The 18956-nt window shown below is 59.4% G+C and carries 19 protein-coding genes, 1 tRNA gene and 1 pseudogene; 10 read left to right on the top strand and 11 right to left on the bottom strand.

All coding sequences use genetic code 11. The features are described 5' to 3' along the window. Complete coding sequence (locus tag IV091_RS06845; RefSeq protein ID WP_293466829.1) at nucleotides 1–1302, bottom strand: acetate kinase; 1302 nt, start codon at nucleotides 1300–1302, stop codon at nucleotides 1–3. A gap of 609 nt (nucleotides 1303–1911) precedes the next feature. On the opposite strand from IV091_RS06845, the gene IV091_RS06840 reads away from it, so the two are divergent. From IV091_RS06840 to IV091_RS06825, 4 genes are all read left to right on the top strand, one after another. Beyond that, entirely contained in the window at nucleotides 1912–3063 is a 1152-nt protein-coding gene (locus tag IV091_RS06840; RefSeq protein ID WP_293466826.1) for a hypothetical protein, read from the top strand. A gap of 82 nt (nucleotides 3064–3145) precedes the next feature. Further along, nucleotides 3146–3523, top strand: coding sequence for a hypothetical protein (locus tag IV091_RS06835; RefSeq protein ID WP_293466823.1), 378 nt, complete (start codon nucleotides 3146–3148; stop codon nucleotides 3521–3523). A 72-nt stretch (nucleotides 3524–3595) separates the two neighbouring features. Next, complete coding sequence (locus tag IV091_RS06830; RefSeq protein ID WP_293466884.1) at nucleotides 3596–4228, top strand: C39 family peptidase; 633 nt, start codon at nucleotides 3596–3598, stop codon at nucleotides 4226–4228. Continuing rightward, a complete protein-coding gene (locus IV091_RS06825) occupies nucleotides 4228–4776 on the top strand; it encodes a hypothetical protein (protein ID WP_293466820.1) in 549 nt (182 codons plus the stop codon). Before IV091_RS06830 ends, IV091_RS06825 begins: the two co-directional genes overlap by 1 nt. Nucleotides 4777–4797: 21 nt before the next feature. Here IV091_RS06825 and IV091_RS06820 read toward each other — a convergent pair whose 3' ends face one another. From IV091_RS06820 to IV091_RS06795, 6 genes and pseudogenes are all read right to left on the bottom strand, one after another. Continuing rightward, nucleotides 4798–5022, bottom strand: coding sequence for a hypothetical protein (locus tag IV091_RS06820; protein ID WP_293466817.1), 225 nt, complete (start codon nucleotides 5020–5022; stop codon nucleotides 4798–4800). 16 nt (nucleotides 5023–5038) lie between these two features. Then, on the bottom strand, nucleotides 5039–6229 hold the full coding sequence (gene hemW, locus IV091_RS06815) for a radical SAM family heme chaperone HemW (RefSeq protein ID WP_293466814.1): 1191 nt from the start codon (nucleotides 6227–6229) through the stop codon (nucleotides 5039–5041). A gap of 3 nt (nucleotides 6230–6232) precedes the next feature. Beyond that, nucleotides 6233–6856, bottom strand: coding sequence for a non-canonical purine NTP pyrophosphatase (locus tag IV091_RS06810; RefSeq protein WP_293466811.1), 624 nt, complete (start codon nucleotides 6854–6856; stop codon nucleotides 6233–6235). Between the two features lie 42 nt (nucleotides 6857–6898). Beyond that, a pseudogene (gene rph, locus IV091_RS06805) lies at nucleotides 6899–7009 on the bottom strand (ribonuclease PH); the annotation flags it as partial. Nucleotides 7010–7042: 33 nt separating this feature from the next. After that, nucleotides 7043–7945: a protein phosphatase 2C domain-containing protein gene (locus tag IV091_RS06800; protein WP_293466808.1), complete on the bottom strand. Its 903-nt coding sequence runs from the start codon at nucleotides 7943–7945 to the stop codon at nucleotides 7043–7045. Then, entirely contained in the window at nucleotides 7942–8952 is a 1011-nt protein-coding gene (locus IV091_RS06795) for a serine/threonine-protein kinase (RefSeq protein ID WP_293466805.1), read from the bottom strand. Before IV091_RS06795 ends, IV091_RS06800 begins: the two co-directional genes overlap by 4 nt. Nucleotides 8953–9020: 68 nt before the next feature. Here IV091_RS06795 and IV091_RS06790 point away from each other — a divergent pair, with 68 nt between their 5' ends. From IV091_RS06790 to IV091_RS06775, 4 genes are all read left to right on the top strand, one after another. Continuing rightward, nucleotides 9021–9938 (top strand): YicC/YloC family endoribonuclease, encoded by a 918-nt coding sequence (locus IV091_RS06790; protein WP_293466802.1) that lies wholly within the window; start codon nucleotides 9021–9023, stop codon nucleotides 9936–9938. Nucleotides 9939–9983: 45 nt separating this feature from the next. Next, nucleotides 9984–10604 (top strand): guanylate kinase, encoded by a 621-nt coding sequence (gmk, locus tag IV091_RS06785; protein WP_293466799.1) that lies wholly within the window; start codon nucleotides 9984–9986, stop codon nucleotides 10602–10604. 28 nt (nucleotides 10605–10632) lie between these two features. Next, nucleotides 10633–10836, top strand: a complete 204-nt coding sequence (gene rpoZ / locus IV091_RS06780) for a DNA-directed RNA polymerase subunit omega (protein WP_091999183.1) — start codon at nucleotides 10633–10635, stop codon at nucleotides 10834–10836. Between the two features lie 111 nt (nucleotides 10837–10947). Then, nucleotides 10948–13194, top strand: coding sequence for a bifunctional (p)ppGpp synthetase/guanosine-3',5'-bis(diphosphate) 3'-pyrophosphohydrolase (locus tag IV091_RS06775; RefSeq protein WP_293466787.1), 2247 nt, complete (start codon nucleotides 10948–10950; stop codon nucleotides 13192–13194). Nucleotides 13195–13288: 94 nt separating this feature from the next. Here IV091_RS06775 and greB read toward each other — a convergent pair whose 3' ends face one another. Further along, complete coding sequence (greB, locus tag IV091_RS06770) at nucleotides 13289–13861, bottom strand: transcription elongation factor GreB (RefSeq protein WP_293466785.1); 573 nt, start codon at nucleotides 13859–13861, stop codon at nucleotides 13289–13291. Between the two features lie 102 nt (nucleotides 13862–13963). Then, nucleotides 13964–14040 (bottom strand) — tRNA-Arg (locus IV091_RS06765). Nucleotides 14041–14192: 152 nt separating this feature from the next. On the opposite strand from IV091_RS06765, the gene IV091_RS06760 reads away from it, so the two are divergent. After that, a complete protein-coding gene (locus tag IV091_RS06760) occupies nucleotides 14193–15551 on the top strand; it encodes an MBL fold metallo-hydrolase (protein WP_293466783.1) in 1359 nt (452 codons plus the stop codon). Here the strand turns inward: IV091_RS06760 and IV091_RS06755 are convergent. Further along, nucleotides 15524–16021, bottom strand: coding sequence for a universal stress protein (locus IV091_RS06755; RefSeq protein ID WP_293466781.1), 498 nt, complete (start codon nucleotides 16019–16021; stop codon nucleotides 15524–15526). The genes IV091_RS06760 and IV091_RS06755 overlap by 28 nt on opposite strands. A 448-nt stretch (nucleotides 16022–16469) precedes the next feature. Here IV091_RS06755 and IV091_RS06750 point away from each other — a divergent pair, with 448 nt between their 5' ends. Next, complete coding sequence (locus IV091_RS06750; protein WP_293466778.1) at nucleotides 16470–16964, top strand: phasin family protein; 495 nt, start codon at nucleotides 16470–16472, stop codon at nucleotides 16962–16964. A gap of 179 nt (nucleotides 16965–17143) precedes the next feature. Here IV091_RS06750 and IV091_RS06745 read toward each other — a convergent pair whose 3' ends face one another. Beyond that, the gene (locus IV091_RS06745) at nucleotides 17144–18898 is read right to left on the bottom strand and encodes an alpha/beta fold hydrolase (RefSeq protein ID WP_293466775.1); all 1755 of its coding nucleotides are present in this window, start codon (nucleotides 18896–18898) and stop codon (nucleotides 17144–17146) included. Nucleotides 18899–18956 lie beyond the last annotated feature (58 nt).

The raw sequence follows: 18956 nt of genomic DNA, 5'->3' as shown, positions 1-18956 counted from the left end.
TCAAAAAGAGATCGGAATCCGCAGACCGATCGTCAGGTCGGGCGTGTCCCGCGTGAGGCCCGCGCCCACGGTCACGTTGAAGTTGGTCTTGTCGCTGTAGCGATAGGAATAGCCCAGCAGCAGGCTGGCCAGTTGGGTGCGAACGGAACTCTCCAGCGGCGTGCCGTTGCGGCGCGTGCGGCCGACGGAGTTCAGGTCAACGCCCATGCTGAACGTTGATTTGTCGTTCAGCGCAAGTCCCATGCCGAAATTGATGCCAAAGATGCCGCCGGGCTCGATGGTGCCAATCAATTCCCGCTCACCGCCGCGCACCAGGCGGCTGACGTCGCTGCGCTTGAAGTTGTAGGTGTAGCTGACGCCGCCAAAAAATACGGCGGGGTCTGACGGAAACAGCCAGGTCAGGCCGGGCTGCAACGAGTAAAAGCCGGAACCTGTGGGCAAATCGAGCGGCAGGCCCGTGGTCTCGCTGCCTTCGCAGCGCGTGATGCAGTCTGTCACGACTTCGAACGGATCCTTGCCGGTGCGTGACTTGAAGCGCATGGAACCGATCAGATAGGGCTTGTTCGCGCCGCCGTCATTGAGCTGATAGCGTGCTGCCAGTTCAACGTCGCCCATCGCGCGGCCGCTGCTGTTGAACACACGGTCCGTTGCCGACCCGCCGCCGAGTTCGCGGCTGATCGTCGCGTCGGAGCGGTACACATAGGGCAGCTTGGCTTCCAGTTCCAATCGGTTGCTCAGCCCATAGCGCGTCGTCAAGGCGCCGGTGAAGGTGCTTCGCTTGACCTCGCGCACATCCACCAAGCCGATCAGCAATGCCGGAATAATCGTGTACCCCACCAGCGCCACGCGGTTGCTCGACGAGTAGCTGTATTGCACCGAGGGCTCCAGCGAATACTTGCCTTTGGGCGTGAGGATTCCGGGCTGGTCAAACAAAGGCGCCACCGCCGGCGGCTGGGTGTCCTGGCGGGGTGCAGTGCCGACCCGCACGGGGCGCTGGGATGTATCGGACGCACTGTCCGCGTCCGGCGTCCTGGCGCCTTCAGCCCGACCGGCCACAGCGCGGGGCTCCTGGCCGAGCGCCCGCTGCAGTTCACGGTGGCGCGCCTCCTGGTCTGCCACGGCTTGCCTGAGCGTTTCAATCTGCCGGTTTTGCTCGGTCAACTGCTGCTGCAGCCGCTCGATGCGCACACCGGGATCATCACTTGCCGCCGCTGCGCCCTGCGCATGAGCAGCCGTGGCCGCCATCGCCAGTGAGGTACAAGCCAACAGGCCCAAAGACCGGCTACCGTGATTTTTCTTCATGTAACTCCCCCCATTTTTTTCGCTTGTTGAAAATTCAAACGCTCATTCTGCGAAACGATCAGGGTGGCGCAATTGACAGGCATCAAGTGCCGCCCCTATTTTTCCGATTGAAGCCGGGGCCGCTCAATGACCATGTCACACAACGGATACAGCCCGTGTGCATGAGCTAACCATGCTAAAAATCCCAAGCTATTCGGGGCTCCGCAGGCGATTTCCGGCGGCATGCATCAGACACCCCGACCTGTTCTTGCAGCCAGCACCGTCACATGCGTGAGACGGTCGGCTGGCGACTGGCGTTGCCTGCATCCCAATGGTTGCGCCACACCCTTGCGCGGGCAATTTTCACCGTGCTGCGGCAGGTGGCGCCCCGCATCGCACGGCAGGGCGACCGTCAACCATCTGTGACATTCCGGGCGCCGTCCGTCATCAAAAAATCGCCATCAGTGACTTGCAGCGCCACGCCAATTGCCGTTTTATCCAATGACATCAATGACTTAGCTACTCAAAAAAACAAATTGGCATCGAAGTTGCTGAATTGCCGCCGGGTTGCAGTGACGCAATTCAACGAGGACTGTTTTTCAACCAACTTAAATTCTCTTAGGAGGTTCCATGAAAAAGACACTTCTGGCTTCGGCTGTGGCAGTGGCATTTGGCTTGAGCGGTGTGGCGTTTGCAAATACGACCGACCAGCAAAGCACCATAGGCAACAACGAAAGCACCAGCACGTCGACCGAAAGCAACTCGGACAGCAGCCTGAACAAGCGATCGGGCAACGCCGCTGCCAGCGCCGCACGTTCGGCTGCGCTGAACAACGGGTCTTCCGGCACGTTCAGCAACGCCTTCAACGTGACCACGGCCACGGCCAGCAGCAGCCTGAGTGGAACCGTGAGCAACAACATGGTGCATGGCCTTGGCAATAGCGCCTACAACACCGGCTCTGCCGCGGGCGGTACGGGCAACGGTGGCTATGGCGGCACCGGCAAAGGTGGCGCGAGCATTGGTTCGGGCACCGGTGGCACGGGTGCTGGCGGTGCTGCCGCCGTGGGTGCGGCGGGCGGTAACGCCTCGAACGGCAATGCCACCAACGGCAGTGCCGCCAACGGCAGCGCCACTGCAGGCAGGGGCGCCTATGGTGCTGGCGGCAACGCCAGCGGCGCCAACAGCGGCGGCACGGCGACAGCCGATGGCGGCGCTGGTGGACGTAGCGGCAACGCCAACGCCGGCCCGGCCAGTGGCAGTGCCAACGGCGGCAGTGGCGGCACCCTGGCGGGCACTGGCGGTGAAGGCGGCACAGGCGGCGGTGCCACCAGCGCTGGCGGCGGCACCGGCACGGCCGGTGCGGGCGGTGCAGGCGGTGATGCAGCCAGCAATGGCGGCGCCAGCACCCGCACGGCGGGCTTGGGTGCCGGCGGCGCCGGCGGATCAGCCACCAACGGCAGCGCCAGCAATGGTGGCGCTGCCAACGGCAGCAACACGGCCGGCAACGGCGGTGCAGGCGGCGGTGGCACGGGCGGCACAGGCGGTGCGGGCAACGGCGGCACCAACACGGCTGCGGGCGGCACCGGCGGCGTCGGCCAGGGCGGCAGCGGTGGCGATGGCGGCACCAACCGCGTCAACGCCGGAACCTTCAGCATGGCCAACACCATGACCAGCGTCGGGCAATCTGCGGCCGGCATCATGCTCGCAAGCCAGAACAGCGGCATTTCTTCGCTGGTTCAGCAAAGCGTGAACGTGCAGGCCAACCTGGGAATCGGCCAATAAACCCACCAGCCGGCATCGATCAAGGCCCACAGGCCACGCTCGATGCCGGCTTGCCCGCACCGTAAAAACAAAGGGGGAAAAAATGAAATTTCTCGGTTTCTTCGGGCCTGCCTGCACAGCGTTGTCAATCACGCTGTCCACGCAGGTTGTTGCTCAAAATTCTGCCATTGAGCCTCTCATCCCAACTACCGCCCTGCACAGCGCGGGCCACGCCGGGTTCGACAAACCCGTTTCAGCGGCCATGCTGGGCGACTACCGCGGTGGCAGTGGCCTGGTCTACAACGACATGAAACTTGCGGGCACCACAGCCGGCAATACCGCCATTGATGTGGCAACAGGCACCAACACCATCAGCGCCGGTGCCTTCTCCAACATGAGCGGCCTGCCCCTGGTGGTCCAGAACTCGGGTGCCAACGTGCTGATTCAGAACGCCGTGATTCTGAATCTGCAGATGAATTGACCGGAGGGCATGATGCGCTGTTCCAAGCTGCCCCTGGCGTTCACGTTTGCCGTCGCCAGCACCGTTGTTTCCATGGCAGACGCACAGCAGGCCTACCTGCCTTCGGTTGCCGGCGGAGTGCAGATGCCGGTCGCCAGCATTCGCGCGCAACGTCTGGCCGGAACGATGTTGCAACAATACGATTTCAGCTGCGGGTCTGCTGCCGTGGCGACCTTGCTCACCCATCATTACGGCTATCCCGTGACGGAGAGCATGGTGTTTGAACACATGTACAGATACGGCGACCAGGCAAAAATCCAGCGAGAGGGATTTTCACTGCTCGACATGAAACGGTTTCTGAAGGCGCATGGCTTTGAGGCCGATGGCTTTGAGCAACCCCCGGAAAAACTCGCTGAGGCCGGTGTGCCCGCCATCGTGCTGATCAATGAAAGCGGCTACCTGCATTTTGTCGTGGTCAAGGGACTGCGCGGCGAGCGGGTGCTGATTGGCGACCCGGCCACCGGGACACGCGCCGTGTCGCGCCAGGCATTTCAGGCCAAGTGGCAAAGCGGGCTGCTGTTTGTCGTGCACAACCGCATGGACTCTGCGCGCTTTAACCTGTCGGCTGACTGGCGCGCTGCCCCCCAGGCGCCGCTGACGGCCGGGGTCAATCGGCACGGCCTTTCAGACGTGACGATGCCCAAGCACGGACCAGGAGATTTCTGATGAACAAGCTACCCCCCCCGCGCGCCGCCGTCAGGCGCAAATGGCCCGTCATGGGCCTGTGTGCCTTGCTGGTGGCTGGCGCAAGCCAGGCACAGAGCGGCGCGCAGCCGCCGCAAAAAGAAACGGTATGGCTTGCTGCCAGCAACCACACGCTCAACCAGTTGCGCGGCGGCTTCGACCTGGGTTCAGGGCTTGTCGTGTCTTTTGGCATGAGCCGCATGGTCTACATCAACGACCGGCTGGTCACCACCACCTCGTTCCAGCTAAACGACATTGCCAAGCTCACGCCCGCACAAGCGGTGGTACTGAGCCAGCAACTCGGCGCGCAATCGGCATCGCAGGTGGTGCAAAACGGCCCCGGCAACACGGTCGATCCGGTTGCCATCAACGCGCCACTGGCGACCTACATTCAGAACACCTTGAACAACCAGGCGATCCGAACCCAAACGGTGATTCAGGCAAGCACCAACGGCTTGGGTGCGCTGAGAAACCTGAACCTTCAGGCGAGCATCAACGATGCCATTGCCCGCGCCATCGGAAACCGCTGATGCGCTTTTGCAGCACGCGAATCAGGACTGGCGGCTTTTGCTTTCTTTCGCCAGTTGCTGAAGCTGGCGTTTTCGTTTGCTCTTGTTGCTGGACTCCACCTCAAGGGGTCGATTGCGCAAGGCTTGCGCCTGGCGTTCCTGCGCCTGCTTTTCGCGCTTTTTCCTGCGGAAATGCATGACCGTTCGGCCCACCCCAAAGCTGACGGTGCAGCTGATCACCAAAAGAAGAATGTTCGAAGTTTCCATGGAATGTTGCCGCTGCTCAGTCGGGTAAAAAAAGTGACTGCAAGTCGTTCAGGAAATCAAAGCCACGCTCGGTCGGCTTTATTCGGACCAGGTCGCGCTCTATCAGCCCCTTGTGCTCGGCGTCTTGCAGCCCCTGTGCAATAGCCGTCAAAGGCAGGCCGGTCTTGTCGGCAAAATCCTGCAACTTGAACCCATCCCGCAGCCGAAAGGCATTGAGCATGAATTCAAATGGCAAATCGGCACGGCTGACTTCGGTCTCCTGCGCCACCGCGTCGCCTGCCAAGGCCTTTTCCATATAGAGCCTGGGCTCGCGCAGGCGTACCTGGCGCACCACCCGGTGCGCAAAACTGAGCTTGCTGTGGGCGCCCGCGCCAATGCCCAGGTAGTCCCCAAACTGCCAGTAGTTGAGGTTATGAAAACAGCGGTGCCCTGGCTTGGCATAGGCCGAGACTTCGTAGCGCGCCAGCCCCGCACGCTCCGTCATCTCGGTGATCTGGTCAAGCATGGCGTAGGCGGTGTCTTCCTCGGGAACCACAGGCGGGAACTTGGCGAAGTAGGTGTTGGGCTCAATCGTCAGGTGGTAAATCGAAATATGCGGCGGCTGCAAAGCCAGCGCTTGCCGCATGTCCTGCGCCTGGTTTTCCAGGGTCTGGCCGGGCAGCGCGTACATGATGTCGAGGTTGAAGGTGTCAAACGCTTCGGCCGCTTCTTCAACCGCCGCAATCGCCTGGGCGCGGTCATGCACGCGGCCCAGAGCCTTCAGATGACGGTCGTCAAAACTCTGCACGCCAATGGACAGGCGATTGACGCCAGCGCTGCGAAACGCCTTGAAGCGGTCTTTTTCAAACGTACCCGGGTTGGCTTCGAGCGTGATCTCGCAGTCGGCCTCCAGCCGCAGCCGCGCGCGGATGTCGCTCAGCAAACGGTCAATCGCTTGCGGCGAAAACAGGCTGGGCGTGCCGCCGCCAATGAAAATGCTGTGCACCGGGCGGCCCCAGACCAGCGGCAGCGACGCTTCGAGGTCGGCCACCAGCGCATCAATGTAGCGCTGCTCGGGCATCTCGCCCGAAACCTCGTGCGAGTTGAAATCGCAGTAGGGGCACTTTTTAAGGCACCACGGCAAGTGCACGTAAAGCGACAGTGGCGGCAGCGCCGCAAGCTGTAGCGTGCCGCCCCGCATGTAGTGCTGAATATCTTTTTGGGCCATGGCTTAGTCGCTCCGGGCCGGCAGCCAGCGCGCACGCATCAGCGCCATCATCTCGCGGGTAGCCTTGCCGCGGTGGCTATGCGCGTTTTTCACCGCCACAGGCAACTGGGCAAAGGTTTGGCCAAACTCGGGAATGAACATCACCGGGTCAAAACCAAACCCGTTGCTGCCCACGGGCGCCATCGCAATTTCGCCCGCCACCCGCCCGCAGGCGATCAGGGGCTCCGGATCATCGGCAGCGCGAACCGCCACCAGCGTGCTGACCAGCGCGGCACGGCGCTGGGCGGGTTTGGTCAGGTCCGCCATTTGTTCCAGCAGCGCTTTGACGTTGTTGTCGTCACCCTTGGCGTAGCCAAACAGGGTGGCGTAAAACGCGGTGTCGACGCCGGGCAGTCCACCAAACGCGTCGACGCACAGGCCCGCGTCGTCGGCCAACGCCGGCAAGCCGCTGAATTTGGATGCGTGCCGGGCTTTGGCCAGCGCATTCTCTACAAAGGTGCGAAAAGGCTCATCGGCCTCAGGAATGCCCAGCGCGGCCTGGCTGAGCAGTTCCAGCCCCAACGGGGCCAGCATGGCCTGCAGCTCTGCGAGCTTGCCAGGGTTGTTCGATGCAAGTACGATTTTCATAGTAAAAAGTGCCTATAGCCCATATTATTCGGGCATATATAGCTATTGATTTAGTAGTAACTGCTTCTGCAGGGACACCAGCTCGGCAATGCCTTTTTCAGCCAGCAAGAGCAGGGCGTCCATTTCCTGACGCGAAAAAGCGGCGCCATCACTTGGCCAGACACGCCAGAGCCAGGCACTTCGATGTCAGGCTCTTTTGGCGGCCGAGCGGCGGATGGCCTCATTGATTTCAGCGATGGACCGTTCGATCGTCGCGTCATCGAGTTCATCGATCTCGGTGTCAAGCAGGCCAGCCTGGATGGTGGAGGCGAACACCCCGTCCATGATGCTATCAGTAGACACGGCGTAGGTGGACTCAAACGCATCCGGGGTTTCCCACTCAATCGCCATGGCCGTCACGTTGTCGCTCTGCGCCCCCCCGGCACGCAAAGCACTTTCAACCAGGTCGGGGACCGCTTCAGCCACGCCCTTGCTGGATATCTCGCTGACAATTTCGGTATCGCTCAGGTTGTCCCACAGTCCGTCGGAACATAACAGCAGCTTGTCGCCCTGTTGCAGAACGACCGGACCAGCGATGTCAAAAACCGGTTGAGTAGGCGAACCCAGGCAGGTAAAAAGGATGTTACGGTTGAGCGGCACAGGACTGCGCCCGCCAGCGCCTTGCTGCTCCAGATAAGAATGGTCCCGGGTACGGCTCAACAGTTCGCCATCGCGCACCACATACAGCCGCGAGTCTCCGCAATGCGCCCATGCGGCGCCGGAATCCTGCAAGATGACCGCGACAAGCGTTGTGCGGGGCGTGTCGAGCATGCCTTTCGCAGTGGCGTAGCGCGTGATTTCAAGATGCGCGGCATTCAGGGCGCTCGATAAAAAGTCCGCCATGTTGTCAATCACAGGGCGCGCTTGTTTTTGGTATAGCGCTGAGATGGTCTGCAATGCAAGCTGCGCCGCTACTTCACCCTCAGGATGGCCACCCATACCGTCGGCCAGCAAAAACAAGCCCGATTCGCGGGTGTAGCAGTAACCCATGCGGTCTTCGTTTGTTTCCCGCCCTCCTTGGCGGCTGACCTGAAAGACCGAAAATTTCATTTGAATCTCGTCGCTGCATCCGTAGCTTTACGCACAGGTTTTTTTGTATCAGAAGAAACTATGCTGTCAAGCTGCAGGCGGACCTTCTCACCCACCGAGAGTTTGGTGTACCGACGCTCACCCTCCCGGCTCAACTCCTTTTGCAAGGCAAACACCGATTGAGGGCGCGACAACGGGTCCAGGGACATGCACCATTCGACGACTTCAATCAGATTGTCCGAATAAACCCCGCGCAGGCGCGATTGGGACTGAGACAGGCGGTCTTTCTCAAGGCGCTGTGGCGCATCGTTGGGAGGATAACCGTGCATGCAGGCGTAGATACAGGCGCCAATCGCATAGATGTCGGTCCAGGGACCCATTGAAGCGTCGCGCCGGTACATTTCAGGCGCCGCAAAACCCGGGGTATACATGGGCCGGATGAAGTTTCCCTCTTTGCTCAACACCTCGCGCGCAGCGCCAAAGTCAATCATCACGGCGCGGTTGTCGTCGGTGATAAAAATGTTGGCTGGCTTGATGTCCAGGTGCAGCATTTTGTGCTGGTGCACGATACGCAGCCCCCGCAGGATCTCATCAAAAAGGGAGCGAATGGTCGACTCGCGAAAAACTTTGTCTTTTTTCAACTCACGCGCAGTGATGATGAAGTCCTGCAAAGTCCCGCCTTCCAGGTAGTTCATCACCATGTAGACCGTTTCGTTCTCCCGGAAAAAATTCAGCACGCTCACAACAGAACTGTGCGAAATCTGGGCAAGCGAACGACCTTCTTCAAAAAAACTCTTGAGACCCAGACGGTAGAGCGAAAGCTTTTCAGGCTGCACTTGCGGCAGCAACTCGCCAGCTGAACGACTGGCCAGCGAAGATGGCAGGTACTCTTTAATGGCGACTTGTTGGCCTTGGCCGTCGACGGCCAAGTAAACTACACCAAACCCGCCGGCCGAAAGCTTTCGTACAACGCGATAGTCACCAATGACTGTATCGGGCGGCAGTGGCGCGGGTTTGACCTTTGACATAATTTGGAATTAGCCTCGGTGAACAAGTCACCTGGTCTCATTCTCTTTCTAGTAAAGCGTATTAATAAATGCCAGTTTACAGCATGACGGGTTATGCAACCGCGCAATCCAGCACGGCGCAGTCTGCCCCAGAAACTGAAGCGCGCCAAGATGCCAATTCCCGGCTCGGCGTCGAAATACGCTCCGTAAACAGTCGTTTTCTTGACCTTGCTTTTCGCCTGCCCGATGAATTGCGGCAAACTGAGCCCGCCCTGCGTGAACTCCTGACAGGCAAGCTCAAGCGAGGCAAGGTCGAAGTACGCGTATCGCTGGAAAGCCTGTCGGCCAGCAGCCTGCGCGCGCCATCGCCTGCGACGCTGCAACGCCTGGGATCGCTGGAAGACAGCATCAAATCATGGTTGCCGCAGGCCGCAGCGCTCAGCGTGGCCGACATCCTCAGGCTCGCGACCAACGAGGACAAAAAGCCGCACGATCACAGCGAAGAACTGGTCAAGCTGGCCACAACGGCGCTCAAGGAATTGATGTCGGCCCGCGCGCGTGAGGGTGCCCGGCTGGCAACCATGCTACTGGACCGTACCGCGCAGTTGCGCGCGCTGGCAGCGCTTGCCGTGCCCATGGTGCCCAAGCTGGTTGAACTGCAAAAAACCCGCTTTCTGGAGCGCTGGAAAGACGCGATGGCGCTGGGAGGCGGCACAGCGCTGCCTGAAATGGCCCAGGATCGGGCACTGACCGAGGCTACCGCCTTTGCCATCCGGATTGATGTAGCGGAGGAGGTAACCCGCCTGTCGTCGCATCTGGACGAGATTGACCGCCTGCTCGCCAGCGGCGGTGAACTGGGCAAGCGTCTTGATTTTTTGATCCAGGAGTTGCACCGCGAAGCCAATACACTGGGCTCCAAATCTGCATCCCTTGAGCTGACGCATATTTCTGTGGACATGAAGGTTCTGATTGAGCAGATTCGCGAGCAGGTTCAGAACATCGAGTGACGCTTGGCCCGCCATTTAATTTATTGCAAAAAACTACCCGCACGCATGGACTACCCTGGAAATTTATTTGTTGTAGCCGCTCCGAGTGGAGCCGGAAAATCCAGCCTGGTGAAAGCCTTGATGGAACTCGATTCATGTATTCAACCCGCCGTTTCACACACCACCCGTCCACCACGCGGACAGGAAAAGCATGGCAGGGAGTACTTTTTTCTGTCGCCCGAAGAATTCGATGGCATGGTGCAGCGCGATGCTTTTCTCGAATGGGCGCATGTGCATGGCCACCGATACGGCACGTCGCGCCACACCATTGAAGAGCGGGTTGCGCATGGCGCCGATGTGATTCTTGAAATTGATTTTCAGGGCGCCATCAACATCAAAAAGATTTTTTCCAACGCCGTGCTGATTTTCATTCTCCCCCCCAGTTGGGAAGAACTACGGGCGCGACTGCAACGGCGCGGCGAGGACACGGCGGAAGTCATTGAACTGCGGCTAAAAAACGCAGCCGTTGAGATGGCACAAGCCCGAAAATTTGACTTCGTTATAATTAATGAGTTGTTTGAGCGGGCAGTTTTCGACCTGAAAACCATCATTCATGCCCAGCGGCTCAAGTTTTCAGCGCAGCGACGAGCCCGAGCCGATACGTTCAAGGCGCTTCACATCCCTTAATGCTCCCGATCACCCCGAAAGAATCACCATGGCCCGCATCACCGTCGAAGATTGCCTCGAAAAAATCCCTAACCGTTTTCAGCTGGTTCTGGCCGCAACTTACCGCGCCCGAATGCTCAGCCAGGGGCATGCCGCCAAGATTGAAAGCAAGAACAAACCCGGCGTCACCGCACTGCGTGAAATTGCAGAGGGTAAAGTTGGCCTGGAAATGCTGAAGAAGGTTCCCGGCTGACACCAGCGACTCCTTGCAAAAAGGCATCTCGGCGCGGTGCCTTTTTTTGCGTTTTGATGCTTTGAGATCCATTTATTGAACTTTTTATCCATGCCACGATACATTTGAGGCATGAGCGCACGTCTTTCATCTGTCGTTTCGAATCAAGCAACGCCCGCTGCTGCTAACGCTGCGGCGGCGAGCTTTGCTGCGCTCATGGCCAAACTGGACTATTTGAGTCCTGCAGACATCGAGAATGTCCGCCTGGCCTATCGCTTCGCCGATGAGGCCCACCTGGGTCAGTTGCGCAACAGCGGCGAGCCCTACATCACCCATCCCATCGCCGTCGCCCAACAGTGCGCGGAATGGAAACTTGACGCGCAAGCACTGATGGCGGCTCTGCTGCATGATGCCATTGAAGACTGCGGCGTCACCAAATCAGAACTGATTGAGCGTTTCAGTGCGCCTGTGGCCGAACTCGTGGACGGTCTGACCAAACTGGAAAAGCTGGAATTCAATACGCGGGAGGAAAATCAGGCAGAGTCCTTCCGGAAAATGTTGCTGGCGATGGCGCGGGACGTACGCGTCATTCTCGTAAAACTTGCCGATCGCACCCACAACATGCGCACGCTAAGCGACGCGCCGCGCACCAAGTGGACACGGATCTCGCGCGAAACACTGGATATTTACGCCCCCATTGCGCACCGCCTTGGCCTGAATACGACTTACCGGGAACTGCAGGACTTGTCGTTCAGGTATTTGCATCCCTGGCGTTACGCCGCCTTGAGCAAAGCCTTGCTGCGCGCACGTGGCCGCAGGCGCGATGTGGTCAAGCGGGTCCAGTCCGAGGTCGAAACCACGTTTGTGAACGCCCATATCCCGGTCCATATTTTTGGCCGCGAAAAGACGCTTTACTCGATCTACCGCAAGATGAGTGAAAAGCACTTGTCTTTTGCCCAGGTTACCGACCTCTATGGTTTTCGGATCATCGTACAGGACCTGACCACCTGCTACACCGCCATGGGCATCTTGCACCAGTTGTACAAGCCCTTGCCAGGAAAATTCAAAGACTATATTGCGCTTCCCAAGGTCAACGGCTACCAGTCGCTGCATACCACGCTGGTAGGCCCCTTTGGCACCAATATCGAGTTTCAGATGCGTACCGACGCCATGCATGTGGTGGCCGAATCAGGTGTAGCCGCTCACTGGCTCTACAAGGCCATGGACCCGGACAGTGACGCCTCGCAGCGGCTGGGCACGCAATGGCTGCAGTCGCTGCTTGAAATCCAGCAGGAAACACGCGACGCGGCTGAATTCTGGGACCACGTCAAAATCGACCTGTTTCCCGAAGCTGTTTATGTACTCACCCCTAAAAGTCAGATTATGGCGATGCCGCGAGGCGCCACCATTGTTGACTTTGCCTACGCCATTCACAGCGATGTGGGAAACCGGACCGTCGCGGCCAAGGTCAATGGCGAACAGGTTCCGCTTCGCTCAGAACTGCATAACGGGGACGTGATCGAAATCATCACAGCATCCGTGTCAAGCCCGAACCCGGGCTGGCTCGGATTTGTACGCACGGGCAAGGCGCGCTCGAAAATACGTCAGTACCTCAAAACCATGGCGCTCACAGAATCTCAGGCACTGGGTGAAAAAATGCTGGCCCAGGCACTCAGGGCTGAAGGCATCAACCGGGATCACCTTTCGGAAGACGACGAAGTCCATCACGACAAGTGGGAAAAAATCCTGCGCTTTACCGGCAATCGATCGCGCGCAGATCTGCTCACCGATATTGGGCTGGGCAAGCGCATTGCCAGCATGGTCGCCAAGCGCATTGTGAGCATACTGGCGGAAACTGGCGAAAAACCCGATGCGCTGACCATGAGCCGCGAACGCTACAGCGCGCATGAATCGGTATCGCAGGGTGCCCTTTTGCTGGATGGGAGCGAGGGCGCCACAGTGCAGTTTGCGCCCTGCTGCCGGCCGATTCCAGGCGATGGCATCGTGGGCTATCTGGGCCGGGGAGAAGGCCTGGCGGTGCACACCGACGACTGTGCCGTCGCCACCCGCCTGAAGCACCGCGACAGCGAGCGTTTTATTGCCGTTGACTGGTCTGATGAGCCCGTGCGCACTTTCGAGACCAATCTGCTGGTGACGGTTTCCAATGGCAAAGGGGTACTGGCGCGCGTAGCGGCAGCGCTGGCCAGCGCTGAAGCCGACATCACACATGTGGAGATGGGGCCTGAGCCTGCTCAAAACGCCACAGATCTGCGTTTCAGCATCGCCGTGCGGGATCGCGTTCACCTGGCACAGGCAATGCGCAACGTCAAGCGCACCCCTTCCGTGCTCCGGGTGCATCGCGCCAAGTCCGCCGGCTAACAACCCGCAACGATTTTTTTCGTTTTACACACCACCCCAGCGCAGACAGCACTTTCCGGGGGATGCAAAACCTGTGTCCGCACCCGCAAGACGTTCAGGACCTGTGCGGGTCGGCTGAATCCGGCAAGGGGTAGTCCACCGCCAACACCTCAAGCACCTTCACGCCGTGGGGTGTCAGCAAGTTGACCTCATCGCCCACCCGTGACCTGAGCAGTGCTCTGGCCACAGGAGATACCCAGCTGATTTGCCCCAAGGCGCTATTGGCCTCGTCAATGCCCAAAATGGTGACGCTCTGGCGTTCCCCGCTGTCATCGGCGTAGGCCACCGTGGCCCCAAAAAAAACCTGATCTTGCCCATGATGGACGGCCGGATTGCTGACTTCGGCTATTTCCAGCCTTTTCGTCAAAAACCGGATGCGCCTGTCAATCTCGCGCAACCTCTTTTTGCCGTAAATGTAATCGCCGTTTTCAGATCGATCGCCATTGCTTGCGGCCCAGTAAACGGCGTCTACTATCTTGGGACGCTCGTTATCAATCAAATCCAGCAACTCAAAGCGCAGACGTGCGTAGCCTTGGGGCGTGATGTAGTTTTTCCCGCCTGCCACCAGGGGCTCAAGCGCCGGCTCATCATCGTCCTGGTCGGTTTCTTTGGTAAAAGCTTTGTTCATGTGGCGCTCAGAATAGCATCCGGGGGGCGCACCCGTCACCCCCAAAAAACGGACGCACAAACGAAAAAGCCCTAGAACATCACTGTTCTAGGGCTTGTCGTCTGGTGCGGCTGGCAGGAATTGAACCCACGACCCCTTGGTTCGTAGCCAAGTACTCTATCCAACTGAGCTACAGCCGCCAAGCTTCAAATTATAGCGCATTAATTCAGGTGCATCCCAAATACAAAGCATGGAATCACTAATTTTCTTAAGGCAAGCTCTCAAGGCAACAGTTGTTCACGGGATTGACGCAAATCAACTCAATCGGCCGCCATTCTTGCTAGACTGAACCATGAAGCTTCAGTTCCTCGGCGCAACGGACACCGTTACTGGTTCAAAGTACCTGCTGCGGCAGGGTAAATCCAGCGTGCTTATAGATTGCGGACTATTCCAGGGCTACAAGCAGTTGCGCCTGCGGAACTGGTCACCGCTGCCTATTGATCCGGTTCACATCAATGCGGTCATCCTGACCCACGCGCACATTGACCACAGCGGTTACCTGCCCCTGCTGGCCAGACAAGGGTTCAAGGGCAAGGTTTACTGCAGCCCCGCAACTTTTGACCTGTGCCGCATCCTGCTTCCCGATTGCGGCTACTTGCTTGAGGAAGAAGCCGAATACCTGAACCGGCACAAGATGTCCAAACACTCGCCGGCCTTGCCTCTCTATACCCGGGACGATGCGCAGCGATGCCTGGCGCAGTTTGAGCCGGTGAACTACCGCAAGGAATGGCAGCCGGCTGAAGGGCTGAGCGCCACACTAACGCCTTCCGGCCACATACCGGGCTCGGCTTTTGTCCAATTGAACAATGGGCGGCGGTCAATCCTGTTCTCGGGAGACATCGGCCGCCCCAACGACCTGGTGCTTGCACCCCCCTCGCCGATGGACGGCGCGGACTACTTGGTGGTTGAATCCACCTATGGCGACCGGCTGCACAAAAAAACGGATGTGCTGCTGGAACTGGCCGACGTCATTAACAGAACGGCGGCGCGCGGTGGCGCTGTCATCATTCCGGCCTTTGCCGTTGGCCGGGCGCAAAGTCTTCTGTATCACATTCACCTGCTCAAGACCCAAGGCGTCATTCAGGACCTGCCGGTCTACCTCAACAGCCCCATGGCAGCCAATGCCACGCATGTTTATGAGCGAAACCGTTCGGAATTAAGGCTGACGGCCACGCAGTGCCGGGCCCTGGCCCACGCCGCGCAAATTGTGCATACCCCGGAGGAGTCGCGCCTGCTCAATGCGCGGCGCGGGCCCATGGTCATCATCTCGGCCAGCGGCATGGCCACCGGTGGGCGTGTCGTCCACCATATCAAGGCCTTCGCGCCGGACAAGCGCAACACGATTTTGTTCGCCGGTTATCAGGCTGGCGGCACGCGCGGGGCCACCATCGTTGGAGGGGCGTCGTCAGTACGAATTTTTGGGGAAGATGTCCCAATCCGCGCGGAAGTGGCAATGCTTGACAGCCTGTCGGCGCACGCGGATGCCGCGGAAATCACCCGCTGGCTGCGCGGCTTCAAGGCCCCGCCGCGCCAGACCTTCATCACGCACGGCGAACCGGCTGCGGCCGATGCGATGCGGCTGCGCATCGAGCGTGAACTGCGCTGGCCCTGCCACATGCCTTACTACCTCGAATCGGTCTCCCTGGACTGAGCCGCCTTGTGAGCCGCCTTGGGCGCGCGCACCACCAGCACAGGCACGGGCGCATGCCGCACGATCTGCTCCGCATCGCTACCCAGCAGCACGCGCCCCACACCGCGACGACCATGGGAGCCCACCACAATCAGGTCCGCTTTTGAGCGCCTGGCCTGCTCCGCAACATGGTCACAAATGCGGCCTGGCGCCTCGTCAATCAACACGCAGTCTGCGGCTACCCCTTTGTCCAGCGCTTTTTGGCGGTCGTGCGCCAGCAGCTTTTCACCCGCCACACGCATCAGCGGAATGATGTCATTGACGTAGTTCATGGCGGGCTCAAAGCCGGTGGCATAGCCCATTGGGTCCACCACATGAAGCAACTGCAGCCGGGCGCCGCCCAACTGCGCCAGCCGAATGGCTTCGTCCAGCGCAATTTCCGATGTTGGGCTTCCATCGACCGGAACAAGAATTTGATGATATTTGGACATAAGCAAAGCGACTCCTGAATGAAATGAATACCACCCTGCCGTCCTGGAAAAACCCGGATGATCGATCAGGTTAGCGAGTCGCTTGGCGCCCGCACTTGCGCTAGATCAAACACAGCGAACCATTCAACTCACAAAATTTTAGGTTGAAAAAAAGAGGTTTTCATGAATGCCTGCGCTGTTCCCCTGATGGCAACTTGCCATGCTGAAGCGGTCATGAAGCAAGGTGCTGAAAAGCTCCATCTCCGCCTCAAAGACAACGGTTTGGCCCGATTTCAGTGATTCGGCAAGGTCGTCAACATTATTGGGCGGCCTGCCAGGCCATTTGCGAGCGCGGGCATGTACTGGCAACGCGCCATTCAACCTTTGAACCGATGAAAGGACAAACCCTATGAGCAAAAGCATCCCTCTCCCCGCCACCTCCCCCACCACAGCCCATAAGGAAATGCAAATGACTTCAAAAACTTCCCGTCCGACCTCAAGCCATGAGGTCCAGGGCAATAGCCTCACCCCCTGGAGCTTCCTGGCGGACCTGAGCCGCCAGCAAATGAGTTTTGCCACCGAAAGCGCCTGTGCGCTATTTCGCAGCAGCGAGGCCATCCGCCAGGTTCAACAGCAAGCGGCACACCACGCATCAGAGCAATATGCGGTAGCCGCTCAAAAACTACGCGGCGCTACCCAGCCCGCCGAACTGCTGGCCGTTCAGGCCGAGTTGCTGCGTTTTGACTTGGAGGAAGCCAACCGTTACTGGCAAAAGCTGATGACTGCGGGGCTTCAGGCGCAGACTGAAATGATGGGTACCGCAAGCCATATGCTCGACAACGAAGCAGGCAGCGGCGTGAAGTCGGCACTGCAAGCCATGCAGTCGGCCATTCCGCCAATGGCCAGTAGTTTCTTTGCCACCCGGCCGGACGGCCCTGCCGGAAGATCCCAAGCCGCCGCGTGAGGATGCCATTGCGCCCTGCCTGAAGGAGCACTGCAATCGAACGGTGCCAGGGCATGTGGTGCGTTGTGCGCTGTTCCACGGCTTGGCTTCGGGTCGTGGAGCACGCCATTTTTTGGCGGGATCAATGCAGGTGCTTGTCCACGCGTTTTGAATGAGCGCTCCGTCGCCACCAGCCATTTCTAGGCCTCATGCACATAGCTGCCCGGTGCGTTGACAGGCGGCCCTGCCAGCGCAGGGGCAACCACCGGCACAGCCTTGACCTGCACCGTTGAGTGCGCCAGAAGCCATTCTTGCCAACACGTCCACCACGACCCTTGCACAGGCTGTGCCGCTTCCAGCCACACCAGCGGATCCGCAGGGGCCTTGCTGGACAGGTAAGACGCAAAGCGGTAACTCGCCTGCGGGTGGGCGAGCGAGCCGCTGGGCGGGTTGACGATTCCCACGTTGTGACCGCCTGAACTCAAGACAAAGGTCACGGGTGCGTGGGCCAGGCGGTGAATCTTGTACACCGACTTCCAGGGCGAGACATGGTCACGCTCAGTCGCCACGACAAACAGCGGCACCGTTAAATCCTCCAGGATGACGGTGTGCTCGCCAAGCCGGAAACGACCCTCCGACAAGTCGTTGCGCAAATAGAGTTGGCGAAGGTATTCGCTGTGCATGCGCGCCGGCATGCGCGTGGCGTCGGCGTTCCAGGCGCGCAAGGCCGTCATGGGCGTGTGGGCGCCCATCAGGTACTCGTGAACCAGCTTGGACCACACCAGATCCTTCGAGTTAATCAGCGCGAAAGCGCCGGCCATCTGCCGCCCGTCCAGGTAGCCGCGCGCAGACATCAGATCTTCAAGGAAGGCAATCTGGCTTTCATCGATGAACAATCCCAGTTCGCCAGGCTCATGGAAATCGGTCTGCGCAGCAAGCAGCGACACGGTTTTCAGGGGGCTGCCCGGCTTGGCCCCCAGCGCGGCGGCCGCAATGGCCAGCAGCGTTCCGCCCAGGCAGTAACCCATCGCGTGTATTCCCACGTCAGCTTGCAAGATATGCACCGCCTTTAACGCGGCCATGACGCCCAGCTCAACGTAGTCCGTCAGACCCAGGTCACGGTCCTCGCTGCCCGGATTTTTCCAGGACACCATGTAAACGGTATGGCCCTGATCCACCAGGTACTTGACCAGCGAGTCGTCCGGCGTCAGGTCAAGAATGTAGTACTTCATGATCCAGGACGGCACGATCAACACCGGCTCGACATGCACCATGGGGGTGGCAGGCTCATACTGAATCAGTTCAATCAAACGGTTGCGAAAAACCACCTTGCCCGGCGTCACCGCGACGGTTTTTCCAGGCTGAAAATTCTCGACGCCATGGGGCCTTCCGTCACTGAGCACGGTCATCGCATCGCGTGACCAGTTGGCAAACCCGTTGGTCAGGTTGGCCCCGCCCGTCTTCAGCGTTTCCATGATGACCTGCGGATTACTCAGGACAAAATTCGAGGGCGACCACATGTCCACCCACTGGCGCATGGTGAAGGCAACAACGTCTTCATGGTGCCGGGATACGCCGCGAACGCCCGTCATGGCCTCGGTCCACCATTCGTCCTGCAACAGAAAGGACTGGGCAATATTGCTATAGGGCGGCGAATGCCATTCGTGTGGTGAAAAGCGCTTGTCCTGCGGCCTTGGCTCCACGCAATACGCGCACTCGCCCTGCATGGCATAGGGCGCCGCGTATTGCAGGCCCAGCAGACTCTTGCGCACCGCGCTGGCAGCCATGTCAGCCTGCTTGGAGGGCGAGACCATTAAATGGGTGAGCCAGTCAGCGTAGGCCAGCGCCACCGATACGGGTGAGATGCCATGCGCCAGCCGGGCCAGCCAGAGCTTGAGCGGTAAATCCATAGGCGCCGGTGCGTGCCCGCGCGCACTGAAATCAGATAGTGCCATTGAAACCCTCGTTCGGCGGCAAACTGCCCCGCACCGTCATCCTGCCATTTGCAACGCA

The organism is Polaromonas sp. (assembly GCF_018780625.1).
Classification (GTDB): Bacteria; Pseudomonadota; Gammaproteobacteria; order Burkholderiales; family Burkholderiaceae_C; genus Polaromonas.
Note: the sequence above shows the minus strand (reverse complement) of the source record. Positions and strands in the feature narration are given on the sequence as shown.